This is a genomic window from Mycolicibacterium sphagni, assembly GCF_002250655.1.
Taxonomy (GTDB): domain Bacteria; phylum Actinomycetota; class Actinomycetes; order Mycobacteriales; family Mycobacteriaceae; genus Mycobacterium; species Mycobacterium sphagni.
The window spans coordinates 225438-244857 of sequence record NZ_NOZR01000005.1 but is presented as its reverse complement, the minus strand read 5'-3'; the positions used below and the strand labels follow the sequence as shown (position 1 = coordinate 244857).

General features: G+C 68.9%; 19 protein-coding genes. 12 read left to right on the top strand and 7 right to left on the bottom strand.

All coding sequences use genetic code 11. The annotated features are described in order from the left end of the window. Window positions 1-6: 6 nt before the first annotated feature. Window positions 7-453 (bottom strand): hypothetical protein, encoded by a 447-nt coding sequence (locus tag CG716_RS08240; protein ID WP_094478425.1) that lies wholly within the window; start codon window positions 451-453, stop codon window positions 7-9. A gap of 472 nt (window positions 454-925) precedes the next feature. On the opposite strand from CG716_RS08240, the gene mihF reads away from it, so the two are divergent. The 5 genes from mihF to metK all read left to right on the top strand — a co-directional run bounded on the left by mihF (window position 926) and on the right by metK (window position 4859). After that, on the top strand, window positions 926-1249 hold the full coding sequence (mihF, locus tag CG716_RS08235) for an integration host factor, actinobacterial type (RefSeq protein WP_036338016.1): 324 nt from the start codon (window positions 926-928) through the stop codon (window positions 1247-1249). Window positions 1250-1254: 5 nt separating this feature from the next. Beyond that, on the top strand, window positions 1255-1878 hold the full coding sequence (gene gmk, locus CG716_RS08230) for a guanylate kinase (RefSeq protein WP_094478293.1): 624 nt from the start codon (window positions 1255-1257) through the stop codon (window positions 1876-1878). A gap of 84 nt (window positions 1879-1962) precedes the next feature. Continuing rightward, window positions 1963-2265 carry a DNA-directed RNA polymerase subunit omega gene (rpoZ, locus tag CG716_RS08225; RefSeq protein ID WP_005146197.1) on the top strand — a complete coding sequence of 101 codons (303 nt, stop codon included), beginning with the start codon at window positions 1963-1965 and terminating at the stop codon, window positions 2263-2265. Between the two features lie 22 nt (window positions 2266-2287). Further along, the gene (gene coaBC / locus CG716_RS08220) at window positions 2288-3532 is read left to right on the top strand and encodes a bifunctional phosphopantothenoylcysteine decarboxylase/phosphopantothenate--cysteine ligase CoaBC (RefSeq protein WP_165774066.1); all 1245 of its coding nucleotides are present in this window, start codon (window positions 2288-2290) and stop codon (window positions 3530-3532) included. 118 nt (window positions 3533-3650) lie between these two features. Continuing rightward, entirely contained in the window at window positions 3651-4859 is a 1209-nt protein-coding gene (metK, locus tag CG716_RS08215; RefSeq protein ID WP_094478289.1) for a methionine adenosyltransferase, read from the top strand. Window positions 4860-4910: 51 nt separating this feature from the next. Here metK and CG716_RS08210 read toward each other — a convergent pair whose 3' ends face one another. The 4 genes from CG716_RS08210 to CG716_RS08195 form a co-directional block, all read right to left on the bottom strand. Then, window positions 4911-5654, bottom strand: coding sequence for a 3-oxoacyl-ACP reductase family protein (locus tag CG716_RS08210; RefSeq protein ID WP_094478287.1), 744 nt, complete (start codon window positions 5652-5654; stop codon window positions 4911-4913). A gap of 69 nt (window positions 5655-5723) precedes the next feature. Next, on the bottom strand, window positions 5724-7337 hold the full coding sequence (locus CG716_RS08205) for an adenylate/guanylate cyclase domain-containing protein (protein ID WP_234817753.1): 1614 nt from the start codon (window positions 7335-7337) through the stop codon (window positions 5724-5726). Window positions 7338-7420: 83 nt separating this feature from the next. Then, window positions 7421-7801 (bottom strand): hemophore-related protein, encoded by a 381-nt coding sequence (locus CG716_RS08200; RefSeq protein WP_165774065.1) that lies wholly within the window; start codon window positions 7799-7801, stop codon window positions 7421-7423. An 84-nt stretch (window positions 7802-7885) separates the two neighbouring features. Further along, window positions 7886-8827: an esterase LipI gene (locus CG716_RS08195; RefSeq protein ID WP_094478281.1), complete on the bottom strand. Its 942-nt coding sequence runs from the start codon at window positions 8825-8827 to the stop codon at window positions 7886-7888. Here CG716_RS08195 and CG716_RS08190 point away from each other — a divergent pair. From CG716_RS08190 to ribD, 6 genes are all read left to right on the top strand, one after another. After that, window positions 8793-9524, top strand: a complete 732-nt coding sequence (locus CG716_RS08190; RefSeq protein WP_094478279.1) for a lysoplasmalogenase — start codon at window positions 8793-8795, stop codon at window positions 9522-9524. The two genes, CG716_RS08195 and CG716_RS08190, sit on opposite strands and share 35 nt — an antisense overlap. 28 nt (window positions 9525-9552) lie before the next feature. After that, complete coding sequence (locus tag CG716_RS08185; RefSeq protein ID WP_094478277.1) at window positions 9553-11550, top strand: primosomal protein N'; 1998 nt, start codon at window positions 9553-9555, stop codon at window positions 11548-11550. 305 nt (window positions 11551-11855) lie between these two features. Continuing rightward, the gene (fmt, locus tag CG716_RS08180) at window positions 11856-12785 is read left to right on the top strand and encodes a methionyl-tRNA formyltransferase (RefSeq protein ID WP_094478275.1); all 930 of its coding nucleotides are present in this window, start codon (window positions 11856-11858) and stop codon (window positions 12783-12785) included. Continuing rightward, window positions 12782-14260: an RsmB/NOP family class I SAM-dependent RNA methyltransferase gene (locus CG716_RS08175; RefSeq protein ID WP_207760603.1), complete on the top strand. Its 1479-nt coding sequence runs from the start codon at window positions 12782-12784 to the stop codon at window positions 14258-14260. The genes fmt and CG716_RS08175 overlap by 4 nt, the downstream gene beginning before the upstream one ends. 10 nt (window positions 14261-14270) lie before the next feature. Then, window positions 14271-14957 carry a ribulose-phosphate 3-epimerase gene (gene rpe / locus CG716_RS08170; protein ID WP_094478273.1) on the top strand — a complete coding sequence of 229 codons (687 nt, stop codon included), beginning with the start codon at window positions 14271-14273 and terminating at the stop codon, window positions 14955-14957. Next, window positions 14954-15970, top strand: coding sequence for a bifunctional diaminohydroxyphosphoribosylaminopyrimidine deaminase/5-amino-6-(5-phosphoribosylamino)uracil reductase RibD (ribD, locus tag CG716_RS08165; protein WP_094478271.1), 1017 nt, complete (start codon window positions 14954-14956; stop codon window positions 15968-15970). The genes rpe and ribD overlap by 4 nt, the downstream gene beginning before the upstream one ends. Before the next feature lie 6 nt (window positions 15971-15976). Here ribD and CG716_RS08160 read toward each other — a convergent pair whose 3' ends face one another. Beyond that, on the bottom strand, window positions 15977-16531 hold the full coding sequence (locus CG716_RS08160) for a type 1 glutamine amidotransferase domain-containing protein (RefSeq protein ID WP_094478269.1): 555 nt from the start codon (window positions 16529-16531) through the stop codon (window positions 15977-15979). Window positions 16532-16592: 61 nt separating this feature from the next. On the opposite strand from CG716_RS08160, the gene lysA reads away from it, so the two are divergent. Beyond that, window positions 16593-17864 carry a diaminopimelate decarboxylase gene (gene lysA / locus CG716_RS08155; RefSeq protein ID WP_234817752.1) on the top strand — a complete coding sequence of 424 codons (1272 nt, stop codon included), beginning with the start codon at window positions 16593-16595 and terminating at the stop codon, window positions 17862-17864. On the opposite strand, the gene CG716_RS08150 is transcribed toward lysA, so the two are convergent. After that, window positions 17847-19412 carry an MFS transporter gene (locus CG716_RS08150; protein ID WP_094478267.1) on the bottom strand — a complete coding sequence of 522 codons (1566 nt, stop codon included), beginning with the start codon at window positions 19410-19412 and terminating at the stop codon, window positions 17847-17849. The genes lysA and CG716_RS08150 overlap by 18 nt on opposite strands. Window positions 19413-19420 lie beyond the last annotated feature (8 nt).

The following is a 19420-nucleotide window of genomic DNA, read 5'->3' as shown; positions in this document are numbered from 1 at the left end:
CCGGATCTACAGCGGGATCCACACGCCAAACAGCCAGAAACCCCAGGCCTGATTGCCCTGATCGAATACCGGGTTGACCCAGTTGCCGCCGTAGTTGAACGGTTGGTGGTCCCAGCGGCCCTGATCGATACCGCGCCAGCCCAGATCTTGCGGCGGGGGGCCGGGCTGCCAGCCGCGGTCGTCACCGCCGCGCCATCCGCGGTCGTCACCGCCGCGCCACTGCTGCCCGCTAGGTCCGCCACCAGGCCCGCCGCGCCAATCGGCCGGCCCGGGGTCGCGGCGATCCTGACCCGGTCCCTCAGGGCCGCGCTGGCCGGGTCCCTGGCAACCCTGGAATCCGCACTGACCGCCTGGCCCAGGTTCGGCGAGCGCGGGGGCCGCTCCCACCGTTAGCCCGGCGATCGTGATCCCGACCGCAACGGCGGCGATACGGGTCGACTTTGTGATGGACATGACACGTCCCTTCAAGGGTTCGAAAAACAGCACTGCACGACCCCGACATCGACCACGTTAGATAGCTCGGCTATGCAAGATCTGTCGCGCAGCTGTGCGTGCGGTAAGTGATCGCAAAGGCTCGTCTCGACACGCCCGACACGCCGCGACCTGCCTGAAAGCTGAAATTTGCCCCCGTCCGGCCCGTGATGTGCGTCGGCGGCGGGGATGCGGCCCGGCGATTGTCCAAGACATCGCTGGTGGGGCCCGTTTTTTGGGCAACTTTTTGGAGCTTTGCTCGGCTGCGTCAGTGTGCCGGAACGTTGTCCCGACAGCTGTCCAGACAACGTGATCTTGACCCTTATCCTGCGGGTTTGCACCGGTAATCAGGGGGTGGGGTTAGATTTCGTCAGAGAGCGTGGGTACGGTCGCTGTCGCTGGCTGAAGTACCCGGCCCAGGCAAATTAATGATCGTGATGAGACGGAGGAACCCGTGGCCCTTCCCCAGTTGACCGACGAGCAGCGTGCAGCCGCGTTGGAGAAGGCTGCTGCCGCGCGTCGTGCACGAGCTGAGCTCAAGGATCGGCTCAAGCGTGGCGGCACCAACCTCAAGCAGGTGCTCAAGGACGCTGAGACCGACGAGGTTCTCGGCAAGATGAAGGTTTCCGCACTGCTGGAGGCCCTGCCCAAGGTGGGCAAGGTCAAGGCGCAGGAAATCATGACCGAGCTGGAGATCGCCCCGACGCGCCGCTTGCGTGGCCTCGGTGATCGGCAGCGCAAGGCCTTGCTGGAAAAGTTCGACTTCACCGCCGACTAGAGACGGTGAATGCCGGCGGAGGGCCGGACAGCGCGGGCGTGACGCCCGACCACCGCGGCCATGGCCGAGTGGTGGTGCTGTCCGGGCCATCCGGGGTAGGGAAGTCGACAATCGTCGGATGCCTGCGTGAGCGGGTGCCCGACCTGCATTTCAGTGTGTCGGCAACCACCCGGGCCAGGCGCCCGGGTGAGGTGGACGGCGTCGATTACCACTTCGTCACACCCGAACAGTTTCAGCAGTTGATCGACTGTGGCGACCTGCTCGAATGGGCAGAGATCCACAACGGACTGCAGCGCTCCGGCACGCTGGCCGCCCCGGTGGCCGACGCGATGGCCTCAGGGCAGCCCGTCCTGATCGAGGTCGACCTGGCCGGCGCCGAAGCCGTCAAACGGGCGATGCCCGAGGTTGTGACCGTGTTCCTGGCGCCGCCCAGCTGGGAGGCGCTCGAACAGCGCCTGACCGGCCGGGGCACCGAAACCCCCGAGGTGATGGCGCGCCGATTGGACACTGCCCGCGCTGAGCTGGCTGCTCAGGGCCGGTTCGATGTCGTCGTCGTGAACAGCCAATTGGAGTCGGCCTGTGCCGAATTGGTATCCTTGCTGGTGGGCAACGCCCCAAAGCCGGCGTGAGATGTCGACAACCCCGACTCGCTACCCGATATAGACCCGCATCTGCTACTCGAAGCAGTACATCCGCTCAGGAAGAAGTTCTACGTGACGCAAGCCAGCACGGATCACTACGATCCGGCCCCGGGTGCCGCAACCGCCTATGACACGCCTTTGGGCATCACCAACCCGCCTATCGACGAGCTGCTGGACCGGGTGTCGAGCAAGTACGCGCTGGTGATCTACGCCGCCAAGCGTGCCCGCCAGATCAACGACTATTACAACCAGCTCGGCGACGGCATCCTCGAATACGTCGGCCCGCTGGTCGAGCCTGGCCTGCAGGAGAAGCCGCTGTCGATCGCGCTCCGCGAGATCCACGGCGACCTGCTCGAGCACACCGAAGGCGAGTAGCTCACCAAGCCCGGGCTAGTTGATGAACCGCAAGCGGATCATCGTCGGCGTCGCCGGAGGCATCGCCGCATACAAGGCGTGCTCGGTGGTCCGCCAGCTCAGCGAGGCTGGGCATGACGTCCGCGTCGTGCCCACCGAGTCGGCATTGCGGTTCGTCGGCGCCGCCACATTCGAGGCGCTGTCGGGACATCCGGTCCGCACCGGTGTATTCGAGGACGTCGACGAAGTCCCGCACGTCCGGCTCGGCCAGGAAGCCGACCTCGTCGTCGTCGCTCCGGCCACCGCCGACCTGCTGGCCCGTGCCGTCGCCGGCCGCGCCGACGACCTGCTGACCGCGACACTGCTGACGGCCCGCTGCCCGGTGTTGTTCGCGCCGGCCATGCACACCGAGATGTGGTGGCACCCGGCCACCGTCGAGAACGTCGCGACCCTGCGTAACCGGGGCGTGGTCGTCCTCGAACCCGCCTCCGGGCGTCTCACCGGCGCCGACACCGGCCCGGGACGGTTGCCCGAGCCGGAGGAAATCACCACCTTCGCCGAGCTGCTGCTGGCCCGTTCCGATGCACTGCCACACGACCTGAATGGCGTCAAGCTGCTGGTGAGCGCCGGTGGCACCCGCGAGGCGATCGACCCGGTCCGCTTCATCGGCAACCGCAGCTCCGGGAAGCAGGGTTACGCGGTGGCACGGGTGGCCGCCCAGCGCGGCGCCGACGTCACCCTGATCGCCGGCAACACCGCCGGGCTCGCCGAACCCGCTGGTGTGCACGTCCTGAATATCACCTCGGCGGCGCAGCTGCAGGAGGCGGTCACCAAGCACGCACCCGACGCGCATGTGCTGGTCATGGCCGCCGCGGTAGCCGACTTCCGGCCCGCACACGTGGAAGCCAGCAAGATCAAGAAGAAACCCGATGTGGTGGAGGCGCCCGCCATCGAGCTGGTGCGCACCGACGATGTGCTGGCCGGCGCGGTGCGCCAGCGCGCCGACGGGCAGCTGCCCAATATGCGGGCCATCGTGGGCTTCGCCGCCGAGACCGGTGACACAGAAGGCGACGTGCTGTTCCACGCCCGAGCCAAGCTTGCCCGCAAGGGGTGTGATCTGCTCGTGGTCAACGCCGTCGGTGAGGGCCGCGCGTTCGAGGTGGACAGTAACGACGGGTGGTTACTGGGCGCCGACGGCACCGAGACCGCACTGGAACACGGATCGAAGACTCTGATGGCAAGTCGTATCGTGGACGCGATCGCCACGCTCCTGCGGCGCGAGGCCTGACCGGTCTGGCAATTGGAAGAAAAGTGCGCGGAAGCCTTGCGCGGACCGTACCGTGCCGGTTTGGTCTGTATGGGCGAGGATATGATTCGCAGAACTAAGTATTGGAAGGGATGACAACGTGAGCGCAGGTCGGCTGTTTACCAGTGAGTCGGTGACCGAGGGTCATCCCGACAAGATCTGTGACGCCATCAGCGATTCGATCCTGGATGCGCTGCTGGCCGGCGACCCCAAGTCACGTGTCGCGGTCGAGACGGCCGTCACCACCGGCCAGGTGCATGTCATCGGCGAGGTGACGACGTCGGCCAAGGAAGCATTCGCCGACATCAACGACATCGTCCGCAAGCGCATCCTGGACATCGGCTACGACTCCTCGGAGAAGGGCTTCGACGGCGAGACCGCGGGCGTCAACATCGGCATCGGCCGCCAGTCTCCCGATATCGCCCAGGGTGTGGACACCGCTCATGAGACTCGCGTCGAGGGCGGCGCCGATCCGCTGGACCTGCAGGGCGCCGGCGACCAGGGTCTGATGTTCGGCTATGCCATCAAGGACACCCCCGAGCTGATGCCGCTGCCGATCGCGCTGGCGCACCGGCTGGCCCGCCGCCTGACCGAGGTGCGCAAGACCGGCGTGCTGGACTACCTTCGCCCAGACGGCAAGACCCAGGTCACCGTGCAGTACGACGGCACCACCCCGGTACGGCTGGACACCGTCGTGCTCTCCACGCAGCACGCCGCAGGCATCGATCTGGAAGGCACCTTGACCCCGGACATCCGGGAGAAGGTCGTCAATACCGTGCTGGCCGACCTGAACCACGATTCGATGGACACCTCGGACTTCCGGCTGCTGGTGAATCCCACCGGCAAGTTCGTGCTGGGCGGCCCGATGGGTGACGCCGGCCTGACCGGCCGCAAGATCATTGTCGACACCTACGGCGGCTGGGCCCGCCACGGCGGTGGTGCGTTCTCCGGCAAGGATCCGTCAAAGGTGGACCGCTCGGCCGCGTACGCGATGCGCTGGGTGGCCAAGAACGTCGTCGCTGCCGGCCTGGCCGAGCGGATCGAGGTGCAGGTCGCCTACGCCATCGGCAAGGCCGCCCCAGTGGGCCTGTTCGTCGAGACCTTCGGGTCTGAGACCGTCGACCCGGCGCGCATCGAGAAGGCCATCACCGCGGTGTTCGACCTGCGGCCCGGCGCGATCGTCCGGGACCTCGACCTGCTGCGTCCCATCTACGCGCCGACGGCCGCGTACGGCCACTTCGGCCGCACCGACATCGACCTGCCGTGGGAGCGCCTGGACAAGGTCGACGACCTCAAGAACTCGGTCTAGCTCCGTACTACGCCCGTGAAGCGGTAGTCGTCCAGCGGGAACCGGCGGCTTCTAGATGACGAAACCGCCGTCGATGTTCCAGGTCACGCCGGTGACGTAGCTGGCTTCCGGTGAGGCCAGGTAGGCCACCGCACTGGCGATATCGCGGGGCTGGCCGTAACGGCCGACGGCGATGAAAGGTCGCACTTCATCGGAGAACCCGCCCACCTCGGGGTTCATATCGGTGGCCACCGGTCCGGGCTGAATCGTGTTGATGGTGATACCGCGCGGCCCGAGCTCGCGAACCAGACCGCGGGTGAGCCCGGCGACCGCTGCCTTGGTCAGCGCGTACACCGCCAACCCGTTCATCGGGACCCGGTCGGCGTTCACGCTGCCGATGGTGATGATCCGCCCGCCCGCGCCCAGGTGCGGGACCGCCCGCTGGATGGCGGTGAACACACCGCGCACGTTGACTGCGATCAGCCGGTCGAACTCCTCCAGCGGAAAGTCTTCTATTGTGCCGGCAATGGCGATCCCGGCGTTGTTGACCAGGATGTCCAGACCGCCCAGCGTCGAGACCGTGTGCTCGACTGCCGCGGTGATCGCGGCGGAGTCAGCGCTGTCGGCCTGGATCGCGGTCGTCGAGCCGCCGGCGCCGACCAGTTCGTCGACCAAGGCCTGCGCAGTCTGCACCGAGGATTGATAGGTGAACGCGACCGCGGCACCGTCGGCGACGAGGCGGCGCACAATCTCGGCGCCAATACCGCGGGAGCCGCCGGTGACCAATGCGCGCTTGCCGGCCAGGGGAGTGGTCATCGGGTTCCTCCGTTGCGTGTTGGCCGAATCGTGTGATTGCCAACTCTCACAAGCAGCGCAGGACGAGAATCATTCCGACGGTGTCAGGGTCTTCGAGGGAACGGCCAGCCGGGTCGGCGTTGTGCGCCCGCGCAGAACGACCTCGTCATCGATCGTCCAGAAGCGTTGCTCGGCGGCGTTGGAGGCTTCCACGGCGCATGCGGAGGCGAGCACGCCGGCACCGGTCTTCTTGGCCATTTCGCACAGGCGCGATGCTTCGTGGACGGGATCCCCGATGACGGTGTACTCGAATCGGTGATGCGACCCGATATTGCCGGCCACCACGATGCCGGCAGCCACCCCGATGCCGACGGCGATCTCGGGGACATCGCGGCGCAGGCGGCCAGCGATGGCCCGGGCGGCGGCAAGCGCGTTCGTTTCAGGCTGGTCCTGTGCTACCGGCGCACCGAAGACCGCCAGTGCGCCATCGCCTTCGAACTTGTTGACGAGACCACCGCAGCGCTCGACTTCGTCGACCACGACCGCGAAGAACCGGTTGAGCAGTTCGACGACTTCCGCCGGCGGGCGGCTGCCCACCACCGCTGTCGATCCGACGATGTCGACGAACAGCACCGCGGCGCGGCATTCCTCGCCGCCGAGGTTGATGTTGCGCTGTTCAGCCGCCAGGGCCACGTCGCGTCCGACGTGCCGTCCGAACAGATCCCGGACGCGGTCGCGCTCGCGGAGGCCCTCGACCATCGTGTTGAAGCCGCGCTGCAGTTCGCCGAGTTCGGTGCCGTCGAAGACCACCACACGGGCGTCGAGGTCACCGTCTTCGACGCGCTGCATCGCGGCCCGCACGACCTGAACGGGCGTGGCGATCAGCCAGGAGGCGATCACGATCAGAATGAAGCCGAAAATCGCTGCGGCAGCGGCTAATAGCAGTACGGCGACGGCGAGTTGGGTCACTGTCATATTGCGCAGCGTCAGGGTGAAGGCTGCCACCAGGGCGATCCCTACGACGGGCACGCAGGATCCCAACACCCAGGCCATGATCGTCCGGCCCAACACTCCCGGGCCGCCGCGATGGTCGGGAATGGCGGACTCGAGTGCTTGGGCCGCCACCGGCCGCAACGCGAACTCGGTGAAGAAGTAGCAGCTCGCCGACACCACGATGCCGCTGAACGTGATGCCGAACAACATCTTGGGGATGTAGGCCGTATCGACCAATCCGTAGAGGGTGGTCAGCAGTGCCGCGCCAACACCCCAGAGCACCAGCGGAATAACGGTCAGCTGCCACGGGGCGCGGAATGTGTTGTGGCGATCGCGCGACGTGGGAGGGCGCTGCTCGATCGACCAGCGCAGCGCGTCCAGCAGGCGACGGGTCGCCCAGATCCAGCCGATGATCACCGCGACGACGACGTAGGTCGGGGCGATGACGGATGTGATCGCGTGCGCGCGGCCGGCAAAAATATTGGGTACCGGGATCGCGACCGTGATGACGGACATCGCGACGGCGACGCCGATCAGATTGGCGACCACCACGAACACCGTGAGAATGATCTGGATCCGGATGCGCCGGCGACGTTGACTCTCCGAGACCCGTCCCAGTAGCCAGGATCCATATTCTGGCGTGGCCTGCCGCTGGGCGCTCTGCTGAGTGAGCCATTCCAAGACTCGGCGGGTCAGCTGTACGGGCTTCACTCGATCATTCACGGGTCAGCCCGGCTGTCGGCAAGGTGGCGCAACAGCCGGGCTGACCCGGTGAGTTGAGATCCGTTAGCTTCTCAGCCGACGAACTGGTCGAACGCCCACTGGTACTGCGGCGGGATGACCTGAACGCCGCACTGCTTCTGCAGCGTGCCCAGCGGGGCCAGGAGCGCGGTGAACTCCTGGTACTCCTGCGGGTTGGACTGCGCGTAGGCCTGCAGCGTGGCTGAGGCCTGCGCACGCGGCTGCAGTGCGGCGGTCATCAGCATCCTCTGACCGTCGGGATGGGTGCTCAGGTAGCTCTGGATCTGTCCCTGGGACTGCGCGACCTGGGCATCGACGGCAGGCTTGCTGCAGTCGGGTGCGGCCGCTGCCATCGGGGCGGCGATCACTGCCGATGCCAGGCCGGTGGCGATGGCGCCGAGACAGATGCCAAGTGCGCGCCGGGTTTCGTTCATGGGGTAAATCCTCCCGATTGTGGCGATTGTTGCCATTGTGGCCTGTCCGGACGGTCCCGACAAGATTGCTGCTAGCCGGGCCGCTCAGACGTGCAACGCTGCGCGCAGAGCGGCTAATCCGCGTTCGGTCGCCTCGGTGGCGGCCGGAACAACCCCGGCGTAACCGAGGTAGCCATGCACCAGTGTGTCGGCCAAATGCAGCTCGACTGTTACACCCGCGGCGGCGAGCAGCTCCGCATAGCGGGCGCCGTCGTCGCGCAAGGGGTCGTAGCCGGCCACCGCGATGTAGGCGGGTGGCAGTCCCGCCAAGTCGGCGGCCCGGCCGGGTGCGATGCCCGGCGGCGGGGCGGCCAGGTCGATATCCCCGGCATACCAGCGGCTGAAGGCGTTGATCGAGGCTGTGTTGAGCACCGGAGCGTCAGCGTTCTCGATGACCGACGGCAGCGAGCTGTCCCACATCGTCGACGGGTACCAGAGCAGCTGGAATGCGATCGGCGGGCCGTCGTTGTCCCGGGCCAGCTGGGCCACCACCGCCGACAGCGTGCCGCCGGCCGAGTCACCGGCGACCGCCAGCCGCGACGCATCCGCGCCGAAGCGGTCGGCGTTGGCGGCCACCCACCGCGTCGCTGCCCAGGCGTCGTCGACGGCAGCGGGATAGGGGTGCTCGGGAGCCAGCCGATAGTCGACCGAGACCACCAGACTGCCCGCGCCGACGGCGTGATCACGGGCCGTCCCGTCGTGGGTGTCCAGGTCGCCGACGGCGAAGCCGCCGCCGTGGAAATACATGGTGACGGGGGGATCGGTGTCGGCATCGGTGGGCCAGTAGACCCTGACTGGGATCGGCCCCGCAGGCCCGTCGATGGTGTGGTTTTCCACCCGCAGATCGGGATGCGCCGGGCGGCGAGGCAGGTCCCGGAACCGTCGGCGGGCCTCGTCGATGCCGCCGTCAATGGTCAATTGGAACGGGACGGCGTCCAGTACCTTCTGCAGGATGGGATCCACGGGCGGCCGCTCCAGGCTGGGCATCAGCCCACCGTACTTACGCACCCTGACAACGTGGTGGGCTGCCGGGGCCGCGGCGGCGATCGGCTACGGCGCCTTCCTGGTGATCGCCGCCGTGTCCCTGCCCGAGAACGCCGACCTCACCGGCCGTTTCCCGGGCCAGCCCGTCGTCAAGGCGCTGATGGCCGTTCTGCTGGCGGTGGCCGCGTGGTGGCACCCGATCATCCGGGAGCGACTCTGGCTGGTCGCGGCTCTGCTCTTCTCGGCCGGTGGCGACTTCTTTCTGGCTATCCCGGGGTGGCAGCCGGGGTTCGTGCTGGGGCTCGGCTCGTTCCTGGTAGCCCATCTCTGCTACCTGGGGGCGCTGCTGCCGCTGCGGGGCCGCAGCCGGCCCAGGCTGGTCGCCTCGGCCGTCGTGGTCGTCGCATGCGTGAGTTTGCTGGTCTGGTTCTGGCCCCGGCTGGTGACCGACGGGCTGACGATCCCGGTCATGGTCTACATGGCGGTGCTCGCCGCGATGGTGTGTGCCGCGTTGCTGGCCCGGCTGCCCACCCCGTGGACGGCCCTGGGCGCGGTCTGCTTCGCGGTCTCCGACGGGATGATCGGCATCGGCCGCTTCGTTCTGGATTCGCACGCGCTGGATGTGCCGATCTGGTGGGTGTACGCCACCTCGCAGATCTTGATCACCGCCGGATTCTTCTTCGGCCGGGCCACCGACTGAGTGTCGGCGACGTCGATAGTCTTCGACGATGCCGATCCGGCGCGCCGCCGAACACGAACCCATCGCCCGGGTGCTGCCGATGCTGTCGGTGCCACACCTGGACCGCGAGTTCGACTATCTGGTGTCCGCTGAACAATCCGACGACGCCCAGCCCGGGGTGCGGGTCCGGGTTCGATTCCACGGTCGGCTGGCCGACGCATTCGTACTCGAAAGACGTTCGGACACCGACCATGTGGGCCAGCTGGGCTGGCTGGACCGGGTCATCTCGGCTGAGCCGGTGCTCACCCCGGAGGTTCGCCGTCTCGTCGACGCGGTGGCTGCCCGCTACGCCGGCACCCGCCCTGACGTGCTCCGGCTGGCCATCCCGCCACGGCATGCCAGGGCGGAGAAGGCCCAGGCCGACCCGCCGCTGTTGCCCGTCGTCGAACCGGTCGACCCGGCGGGCTGGGCCCGCTACGGCGGCGGCGAGGGCTTCCTGACCGCATTGCGTGACGGGCGGGCCGCCCGTGCGGTGTGGCAGGCGCTGCCGGGCGAACACTGGTGCGACCGGATCGCCGAAGCAGCCGCGGCCGCGGTCGGCGGCGGCTACGGGGTGCTGGCCGTGGTTCCCGACCAGCGCGACATCGACGCGCTGTGGGCGGCCGCCACCGCTCGCATCGACCCGGCCGCCGTCGTCGCCCTGTCCGCCGGCCTCGGTCCGTCGGCGCGCTACCGGCGCTGGTTGTCGGCCCTGCGCGGGCACGCACGGCTGGTCATCGGGACCCGTAGTGCGGTATTCGCCCCCGTCGACCGGCTGGGCCTGGTCATCGTCTGGGACGACGGCGACGACACCCTCGCCGAGCCGCGCGCGCCCTATCCGCACGCCCGCGAAGTGGCCATGTTGCGGGCCCATCAGCTGCGTTGTGCGGCGGTGATCGGCGGCTACGCCCGCACCGCTGAGTCGCAAGCGCTGGTGCAGAGCGGCTGGGCGCACGACCTGGTGGCCGCCCGGACGTTGGTGCGGGCGGCCGCTCCGAGGGTGGTTGCACTCGACGATTCCGGCTACGCCGAGGAACGCGACGCCGCCGCCCGGTCCGCGCGGCTGCCGTCGCTGGCGCTGCGCGCGGCCCGCGGCGCGCTAGAGCAGCAGGCGCCGGTGCTGATCCAGGTGCCGCGGCGCGGTTACGTGCCGTCGGTCGCGTGTGCCCGGTGCCGCACGATCGCCCGGTGCCGGCACTGCATGGGCCCACTGTCATTGACGGAGCGCGATGCCGCAGGCGCGGTGTGCCGGTGGTGCGGCCGCATCGACAGCGCGGTGCGCTGCAGGCGCTGTGGCTCCGACGCGATCCGGGCGGTGGTGGTGGGGGCGCGCCGCACCGCTGAGGAGATGGGCCGGGCGTTCCCGGGCACGACGGTCATCACCTCGGCCGGCGACACGGTGCACACCGAGATCCAGGCGGCTCCTGTCCTCGTCGTCGCCACGCCGGGCGCCGAGCCGCGGGTGCCGGGCGGCTACGGCGCCGCGCTACTGCTGGACAGCTGGGCGCTTTTGGGCCGCCAAGACCTGCGGGCCGCCGAGGACACCCTGCGGCGCTGGATGGCCGCCGCCGCGCTGGTGCGGCCACGCGGGGACGGCGGCGTGGTGGCGGTGGTCGCCGAGTCGGCTATCCCGACCGTGCAGGCGCTGATCAAGTGGGATCCGGTCGGGCACGCGGAGACCGAACTGGATGCCCGCGCCGAGGTCGGTCTGCCGCCCAGCGTGCACATGGCCGCCGTCGACGGCAGCTCCGGTGCGGTCGACGCGCTCCTGGGCCACGCCGAGCTGCCCGAGGACGCCGACCAGCTCGGCCCCGTCGACCTGCCGCCAGGAGTTCGCCGGCCGCCCGCGACGCGCCCCGGCGAGCCGGTGATCCGGATGCTGGTGCGGGTCCGCAAGGACGAAGGACTGGCATTGGCGGCGTCGCTGCGCCATGCCATCTCGATCGCCAGCGCCCGGCACGATCACGAGGCAGTGCGGGTGCAGATCGATCCGTTGCACATAGGGTGAATCAGACAAACAAGGTTCGGGCGGCGCGCAGACCGCTTGCCGCGACGAGCGCAGGAAGTCCTGTGGCGGAACGTATTTCGGCTGAGAAGAGGTTGGACACCGCGGTCGGCCAGGTGTGGGCGCCGTGCCTGACCAACCCGTGCAGAACCTGGCCTACACCGAGGACAAGCGGGACTTCGCCCGGCTTTAGCACAACAATGCCGCGGCGACTGTGAACCGGTTGACCGCCGCGATTTCGACGATGTTTGTCGTGTCAACAGCCGGGGTGTTGCAGCGCGAGTTCTGCCAGATGCGAAAGTAGAGGCATGCGAATCGTTTTCGCGGGCACACCCGAACCGGCTTTGCCGTCGCTGCAGCGGCTGATCGACTCCGCGCGCCACGAGGTGGTCGCGGTGCTCACCCGCCCCGACGCGGCCGCCGGACGCCGCGGCACACCCGTCCCGTCGCCGGTGGCACGGCTGGCCACCGAGGCGGGCATCCCGGTGCTGCGCCCGGCGCGGCCGAACTCGCCGGAGTTCATCGCCGAGCTGGCCGACTTGGCGCCGGAGTGCTGCGCGGTGGTGGCGTACGGCGCGCTGCTTTCCGAGGCGCTGCTGGCGGTTCCGGTACACGGCTGGATCAACTTGCACTTCTCCCTGTTGCCGGCGTGGCGAGGAGCGGCGCCGGTACAGGCGGCTATCGCCGCGGGCGACAGCGTCACGGGTGCAACGACTTTCCTGATCGAGCCGAGCCTGGACTCGGGTCCGGTCTACGGCGTGGTCACCGAAACGGTGCGGCCCGCCGACACTGCCGGTGATCTGCTGGACCGGCTGTCGGTCTCGGGAGCCGGCTTGCTGGAGGCGACGCTGGACGGTATCGGCGACGGCGCGCTGACCCCTGTGCCGCAACCCGCCGACGGAATCAGTCTGGCCCCGAAGATCACCGTCGAGCAGGCGCGGGTCTCGTGGGACCTACCCGCCCACGTCGTCGAGCGCCAGATCCGTGCGGTCACCCCCAACCCAGGCGCCTGGACCATGATCGGCGACCTGCGGGTCAAGCTCGGCCCGGTCGGCGTCGACGAGGCGGCGCCGCCGCTGGCGCCCGGGGCGATCGCGGTCGATCGAGCCGGCGTGCGGGTCGGCACCGGGTCGCAGCCTGTGGTGCTGGGCCAGGTGCAGCCACCGGGCAAGAAGCTGATGAACGCCGCGGACTGGGCTCGCGGCGCTCGACTCGACGAGGCGGTGCAGGCGTCATGAGCGAAGCTGGCAAGGGAAAGCCGCAGGGCGGCAAGCATTTCCATCAGTCGGGTCAGAAACGCGACCGAACCGGGGCGCCACCCGGCCGTGACCGCGCCCAGCAGCGCCCGCCGCGCCGGCCGCGGCGCACCCCGCTGGATCCGGCCCGGCAGGCCGCGTTCGACGTGCTGCGCGCAGTGTCCGAACGCGACGCCTACGCGAACCTGGTACTGCCGCCGATGCTGACCGAGCGCGGAATCCACGGCCGCGACGCGGCGTTCGCTACCGAACTGGCGTACGGCAGCTGCCGCACGCTGGGTCTGCTCGACGCCGTTATCGCCGCCGCAGCCGGACGTCCGATCGATCAGATCGACCCCGTGCTGCTGGATCTGCTGCGCCTCGGCAGTTATCAGCTGCTGCGCACCAACGTCGCGGAGCATGCCGCGGTGTCCACCACCGTCGAGCAGGCCGGCATCGAATTCGACAGCGTCAGAGCGGGTTTCGTCAACGGCGTGCTTCGCACCATCTCGGGCCGGGACGAAGCGTCCTGGGTCGCCGAGCTGGCCCCGCCTGCCGCCACCGACCCGGTGGGTCATCTGGCGTTCGTGCACGCCCACCCTCGCTGGATCGCCCAGGCGTTCGCCGACGCCCTCGGCGCCGGCGCCGGCGAATTGGACGCCGCCCTGGCCGCCGATAATGGCCGCCCGGCAGTGCACCTCGCGGCGCGCCCGGGTGTGCTGACCGCGCAGGAGCTGGCCGCCGCCGTCGACGGCACGGTCGGCAGGTACTCGCCGTATGCCGTCTACCTGGGCGGCGGTGACCCCGGCAAGCTGGCGGCCGTGCGCGACGACAAGGCGCTGGTACAGGACGAAGGCAGCCAGCTGGTGGCCCAGGCGCTGACGCTGGCCCCGCTGGCCGGCGAGGACGGGGGGCGCTGGCTGGACCTGTGCTCGGGGCCGGGCGGCAAGACCGCGCTGATCGCCGCGATCGCCGCGCAGGACGGCGGCAGCGTGACGGCGATCGAACCGGCGGCGCGACGGGCCGACCTGGTCGAACAGAACACCCGCGGACTGCCGGTCGAGGTCTTGCGGGTCGACGGTCGCGAGTCAGCCCTGGAGCCGGGCACTTTCGACCGGGTGCTGGTGGACGCGCCATGCACCGGGCTCGGGGCGCTGCGGCGCCGTCCGGAGGCCCGCTGGCGGCGCACCCCGGCCGACGTCCCGGTGCTCGCCAAGCTGCAGCGCGAGCTGCTGGCCGCCGCGATCGCCCTGACCCGTCCCGGCGGGGTGATCCTGTACGCGACCTGTTCACCGCACCTGGCCGAGACCGTCGGCGTCGTGTCCGACGCGTTGCGACGGCACCCCGTCATCGCGCTGGACACCCGGCCGCTGTTCGCCCCGGCAGAGGATCTGGGCGACGGTCCGCATGTTCAGCTCTGGCCGCATCGGCACGGTACCGACGCCATGTTCGCCGCTGCCCTGCAGAAGGACCTCTAGGGTTACTGTCATGGCGACACCGTCCCGTCCGATGATCGCGCCGTCGATCCTGTCCGCCGACTTCGCCCACCTTGCCGACGAGGCCGCCGCTGTCGAGGGCGCCGACTGGCTGCACGTGGACGTGATGGACGGCCATTTCGTGCCCAACCTCACCCTCGGCCTGCCGGTGGTGGAGAGCCTTTTGGCGGCCACCGACATCCCGATGGACTGCCACCTGATGATCGACAACCCGGACCGCTGGGCGCCCGGGTACGCCGAGGCAGGGGCTCACAACGTCACATTCCACGCGGAGGCGACCGACAACCCGGTCGGGGTGGCTCGCGACATCCGTGCCGCCGGCGCCAAGGCGGGCCTGTCGGTCAAGCCGGGCACCCCGCTTGAGCCCTACCTGGAAATCCTGCGCGACTTCGACACTCTGCTGGTGATGTCGGTCGAACCAGGCTTCGGCGGCCAGAGCTTCATCCCCGAGGTGCTGTCGAAGGTGGTGACGGCCCGCAGGCTGGTCGACTCCGGTGAGCTCACGATCCTGGTCGAGATCGACGGCGGTATCAACGCCGAGACCATCGAGCTGGCCGCCGAGGCGGGAGTGGACTGCTTCGTGGCGGGTTCGGCCGTCTACGGCGCCCACGACCCCGCGATCGCGGTCGAGGCACTGCGCCGCCAGGCGGCCACCGCCTCGCAGCATCTGCGGATATGACGGCCACGCCGGCGGCCTTCGACGCCGCGATGCGGCTGGCGATCGCCGAGGCGCAGCAGGTCAAGGGTTCGACCTATCCCAATCCCCCTGTGGGAGCGGTCATTCTGAGCTCGGACGGCGATGTGGTCGGCGTCGGCGGCACCCAGCCGGCAGGCGGCCCACATGCCGAGGTGATGGCGTTGCATGAGGCGGGGGAGCGCGCCGCGGGCGGCACCGCTGTCGTCACGCTCGAGCCGTGTAACCATCAGGGCCGCACCCCACCTTGTGTCGACGCGCTGATCCAGGCCCGGGTGGCCGCAGTGGTGTATGCCGTCACCGATCCCAATCCGGTGGCATCGGGCGGCGCAGATCGTCTGCGCGACAATGGCATTGAAGTAACTCCAGGGGTATGCGCCGATGAGGTGGCCGGCGGTCCGCTGCGGGAATGGCTGCACAAACAGCGCACCGGCCGGCCGCATGTCACCTGGAAGTACGCCACCAGTGTCGACGGGCGCAGTGCCGCCGCCGACGGTTCCTCGCAGTGGATCACCAGTGACGCGGCGCGTGCCGATCTGCATGTGCGACGCGCGGCGTGCGATGCGATCGTGGTCGGTACGGGCACGGTGTTCATCGACGACCCGACGCTGACGGCCCGGCTGCCCGGTGGCGGGCTGGCCGAGCGGCAGCCGCTGCGGGTGGTGGTCGGTAAGCGGGAGATCTCCCAGGAAGCCAATGTGCTCAACGATGATTCGCGCACGATGGTGATCCGTACCCACGACCCGAATGAGGTCATCCAGGCGCTGTCGGACCGGACCGATGTGCTCGTCGAGGGCGGCCCGACACTGGCCGGCGCCTTCCTGCGGGCCGGGGTGATCGACCGGATCCTGGCCTACGTGGGCCCGATCCTGCTGGGCGGCCCCGTCACCGCCGTCGACGATGTCGGTGTGCCGAGCATCGCCCGGGCGCTGCGATGGCAGTACGACGGTGTCGACCGGATCGGGCCCGATCTGCTGCTGAGCCTGATTCCGGGCTAGCCGTCGCTACCCGGCGAACGCCTCCACCATTTTTTCGCAGAATGCCGGCAGATCGTCAGGCTTGCGGCTGGACACCACCGTGTTCGGCCCTGCAGTGCACACCACGGCCTCCTGGTCGACCCACTCTGCGCCGGCGTTGCGCAGATCGGTTTGCAGGCTGGGCCACGACGTGATCCTTCGGCCTCGCACCACGTCGGCCTCGATCAACGTCCACGGCCCGTGGCAGATGACAGCCACCGGCTTACCGGCGTCGAAGAAGCTCTTGGCCAAGCCAACCGCGGCTGGTTTGGTGCGCAGGAAGTCCGGGTTGGCCACGCCGCCCGGTAGCACCAATCCGTCGTAGTCCGTGGCCGACACCGCATCGGCGGATTTGTCGGCTTCGAAGGTGTCGGCAGGGGTCAGGTGGTTGAACGCCTGCACTTTGCCGACTTCCGTCGACACCAACTCCGGAGTGCCACCGGCGTGTTCGACGGCCTCCCACGGCTTGGTCAGTTCGACCTGCTCGGCGCCCTCGGGGGCGACCAGGAACGCGATTCGCTTGCCAGAAAGTTCGTTGCTCATGTGCACTCGGGTACCCGTCGACTGGTCGGTCGATACCCCGGACATGGCGGAAGATGACGGGATGAGCGAACACGACGTGCTCGGCCTGTTCCCGCCCGGCTCCGTCGTCGACGGCGGTGCCCTGAGCGTCGGCGGTTGCCGGCTGGACGCGCTCGCGGCGGAGTTCGGTACTCCGGTCATGGTGGTCGCCGAGGACGCGGTGCGGCAACGGGCCAGGGACTACCTCGCTGCGTTCCGCAGCCGCTGGCCCAGAACCGATGTCGCGTTCGCGTCGAAAGCGTTCCCGTGCACGGCGATTCAACGCCTTGCCGGCGAGGAGGGGTTGCTGCTCGACGTCGCCGGCGGGGGAGAGATCGTGACCGCGCTGGCCGCCGGTGCCGACCCGGCCCGGATGTTGTTGCACGGCAATGCCAAGACCGACGAGGAACTCGAACTGGCGGTCGGCACGGGCGTGGGATTGATCGTGGTCGACAACTTCGACGACATAGACCGGCTGGAGCGGATCGTCGCTCCGGGCACCAGGCAGGCCTGTTTGGTGCGGGTGGTGCCGGGCATCGAAGCAGACACCCACGCGGCCGTCGCCACCGGGCACGCCGGCTCGAAGTTCGGCCTGCTGCCCGAGGACGCGCGCGTGGCGATCGACCGAATCCGCCGCAGCCGGGTGCTGCGCTGCGACGGCGTGCACACCCACGTCGGCTCCCAGCTGCTCGATGCCGAGCAGCTGGCCGCCGCCGTGGCCCCCGTCGCCGAGCTCGGCGATTTCGATGTCTACGACTTCGGCGGCGGTCTCGGCGTCCGCTATACATACGCCGACCAGCCGCCGTCGGTGGATGTCTACGCCGACACCATGATCGGCAAGGCCCGCGGACTGGTTCCCGCCGATGCCCGCATCATCGTCGAGCCGGGCCGTTCGATGACGGCCGCTGCGGCGTGCACCGTCTATCGGGTGACCACCGTCAAACGCGGCACGCGCACGCACGTCGCGGTCGACGGCGGGATGGGCGACAACCTCGAGGTGTCGCTATACGGGCAGCGATTCGAGGCCAGCCTCGTCAACCGGGTCGGCGGTGGTGACACCGTCACCGTGGTGGGTCGGCACTGCGAGTCGGGTGATCAGCTGATTGACGCTGTGCCCCTTGATGATCCGACTATCGGCGATCTGCTGGCCGTGCCGGTCACCGGGGCGTACTGCTACACGATGTCTAACCAGTACAACGGTGCGCGCCGGATTCCAGTGGTGTTCGCCAAGGACGGTGACGCCCGACTGGTGGTGCGCCGGGACACGTGGGCCGATCTGCTGGCCCGCGATGTGGACTTACTGCGTGGCGGTTAGCGAGGCCTGCGCTTCAGTCTCGTCGGCGTGCGCCTGCTTGCCGCCGATGAACAGCGCCAGTGCGGCACCGACCAGGCACACGATCACCGTGATGAAGAAGATCGAGCCGTACTGCATGGCGAACGCGGTGCGGTAGCGTTCGGCCTCGCCCGCGATCTTGGCGGCCAGCGTGTTGCCGCCGGGGCTGGGCAGGGTGGCCAGGATCTGGTTGAAGCGGTACAGGCCCCAGGCGCTCAGTGCGGCGACACCGATCAGCATGCCCGTCATCCGGGCCACCACGACCAGCGACGACGCGATGCCGTGCTGCGCCGACGGCACCACGCGCAGCGCGGCCGAGGTGAGCGGACCGATCACCAGACCCAAGCCGAGCCCGGCCAGTGCGAGGTCCGTGTCGATTACGGGCAGCGAGACGAATCCCAGATCGTGGTGCGCGGTCAGCACATTGGTGCCCCAGTGCGACACCAGCAAGTAGGCCCCTGCCGAGATCAGCATGCCGACCACCGCGACGATCCGGTCGCCGATCCTGGTGGCGACCCAGCCGCCGATCAGAGCACCGATGGGCAGCGCGATCAGGAAGTGCAAGAGCAGGAATGCGGCCTGGGTCTGGTCCTTGCCGAGCACGCCTTGCCCGAACAATTCGACGTTGACCAACGTGACCATCAGCGCCGCGCCGGCGCATAGCGAGGTGCCCAGCGCGGCCAGGAACGGGATGAACCGAACGCCGGCAGGTTCGATCAGCCGGGTGCGGGCGAAGCGTTCCCACACCGCGAACGCAATCGCCGCGGCGATCGCACCACCGACCAGGATCAGGCCGTGCGGCGGCAGCAGCTGCTTGCCGTCGGGCGACGGGTTGTACAGACCGATCACGGCCAGACCCAGTGCGATGGCGAGCAGGATGCCGCCGACCAGATCGACTTTCTCGGGATTCGCGGACCGGTCGTGGGAGGGCAGGCTGAAGTGGATCATGATCATCGCGATCACGGTGAGCGGCACGTTGATCCAGAAGACGTCCTGCCACTTCGACAGCAGGAGCACGACGCCGATGCCGTACAGCGGGCCGAGCACGCTGCCCAGCTCCTGCGCTGCGCCGATACCGCCGAGCACTGCGGCCCGGCTGCGGGCCGCCCACAGGTCGGCGGCCAGCGCCAGCGTGACGGGCAGCAGGGCGCCGCTGGCGATGCCCTGGATGAGCCGTCCCACGATGAGCATGGTCACGTCGGTGGACAGCGCCGTCACCACCGAGCCCACCGCGAAGGTCACCAGGGACAGCTGCAACACGAGTTTGCGGCCGAACCGGTCGGACAGCCTGCCCAGCAGCGGCATGGCCGCGATGTAGCCCAGCAGATACCAGGTGATGATCGGCGTAACCTGCTGCAGCTTGTTCACCGGGATGCCGACGGTCGACATGATGTCGGTCATGATCGTGACGACGACATAGGTGTCGAGCGCGCCGAGCAGGACCGCCAGGCTGCCGGCGCTGATCGCGATCCGGCGGCTGCGGCCCGTCCGCTGTGACCGGTGGGCGGCGGTGTCGAGAGACTCAGCCATCAGCGGCC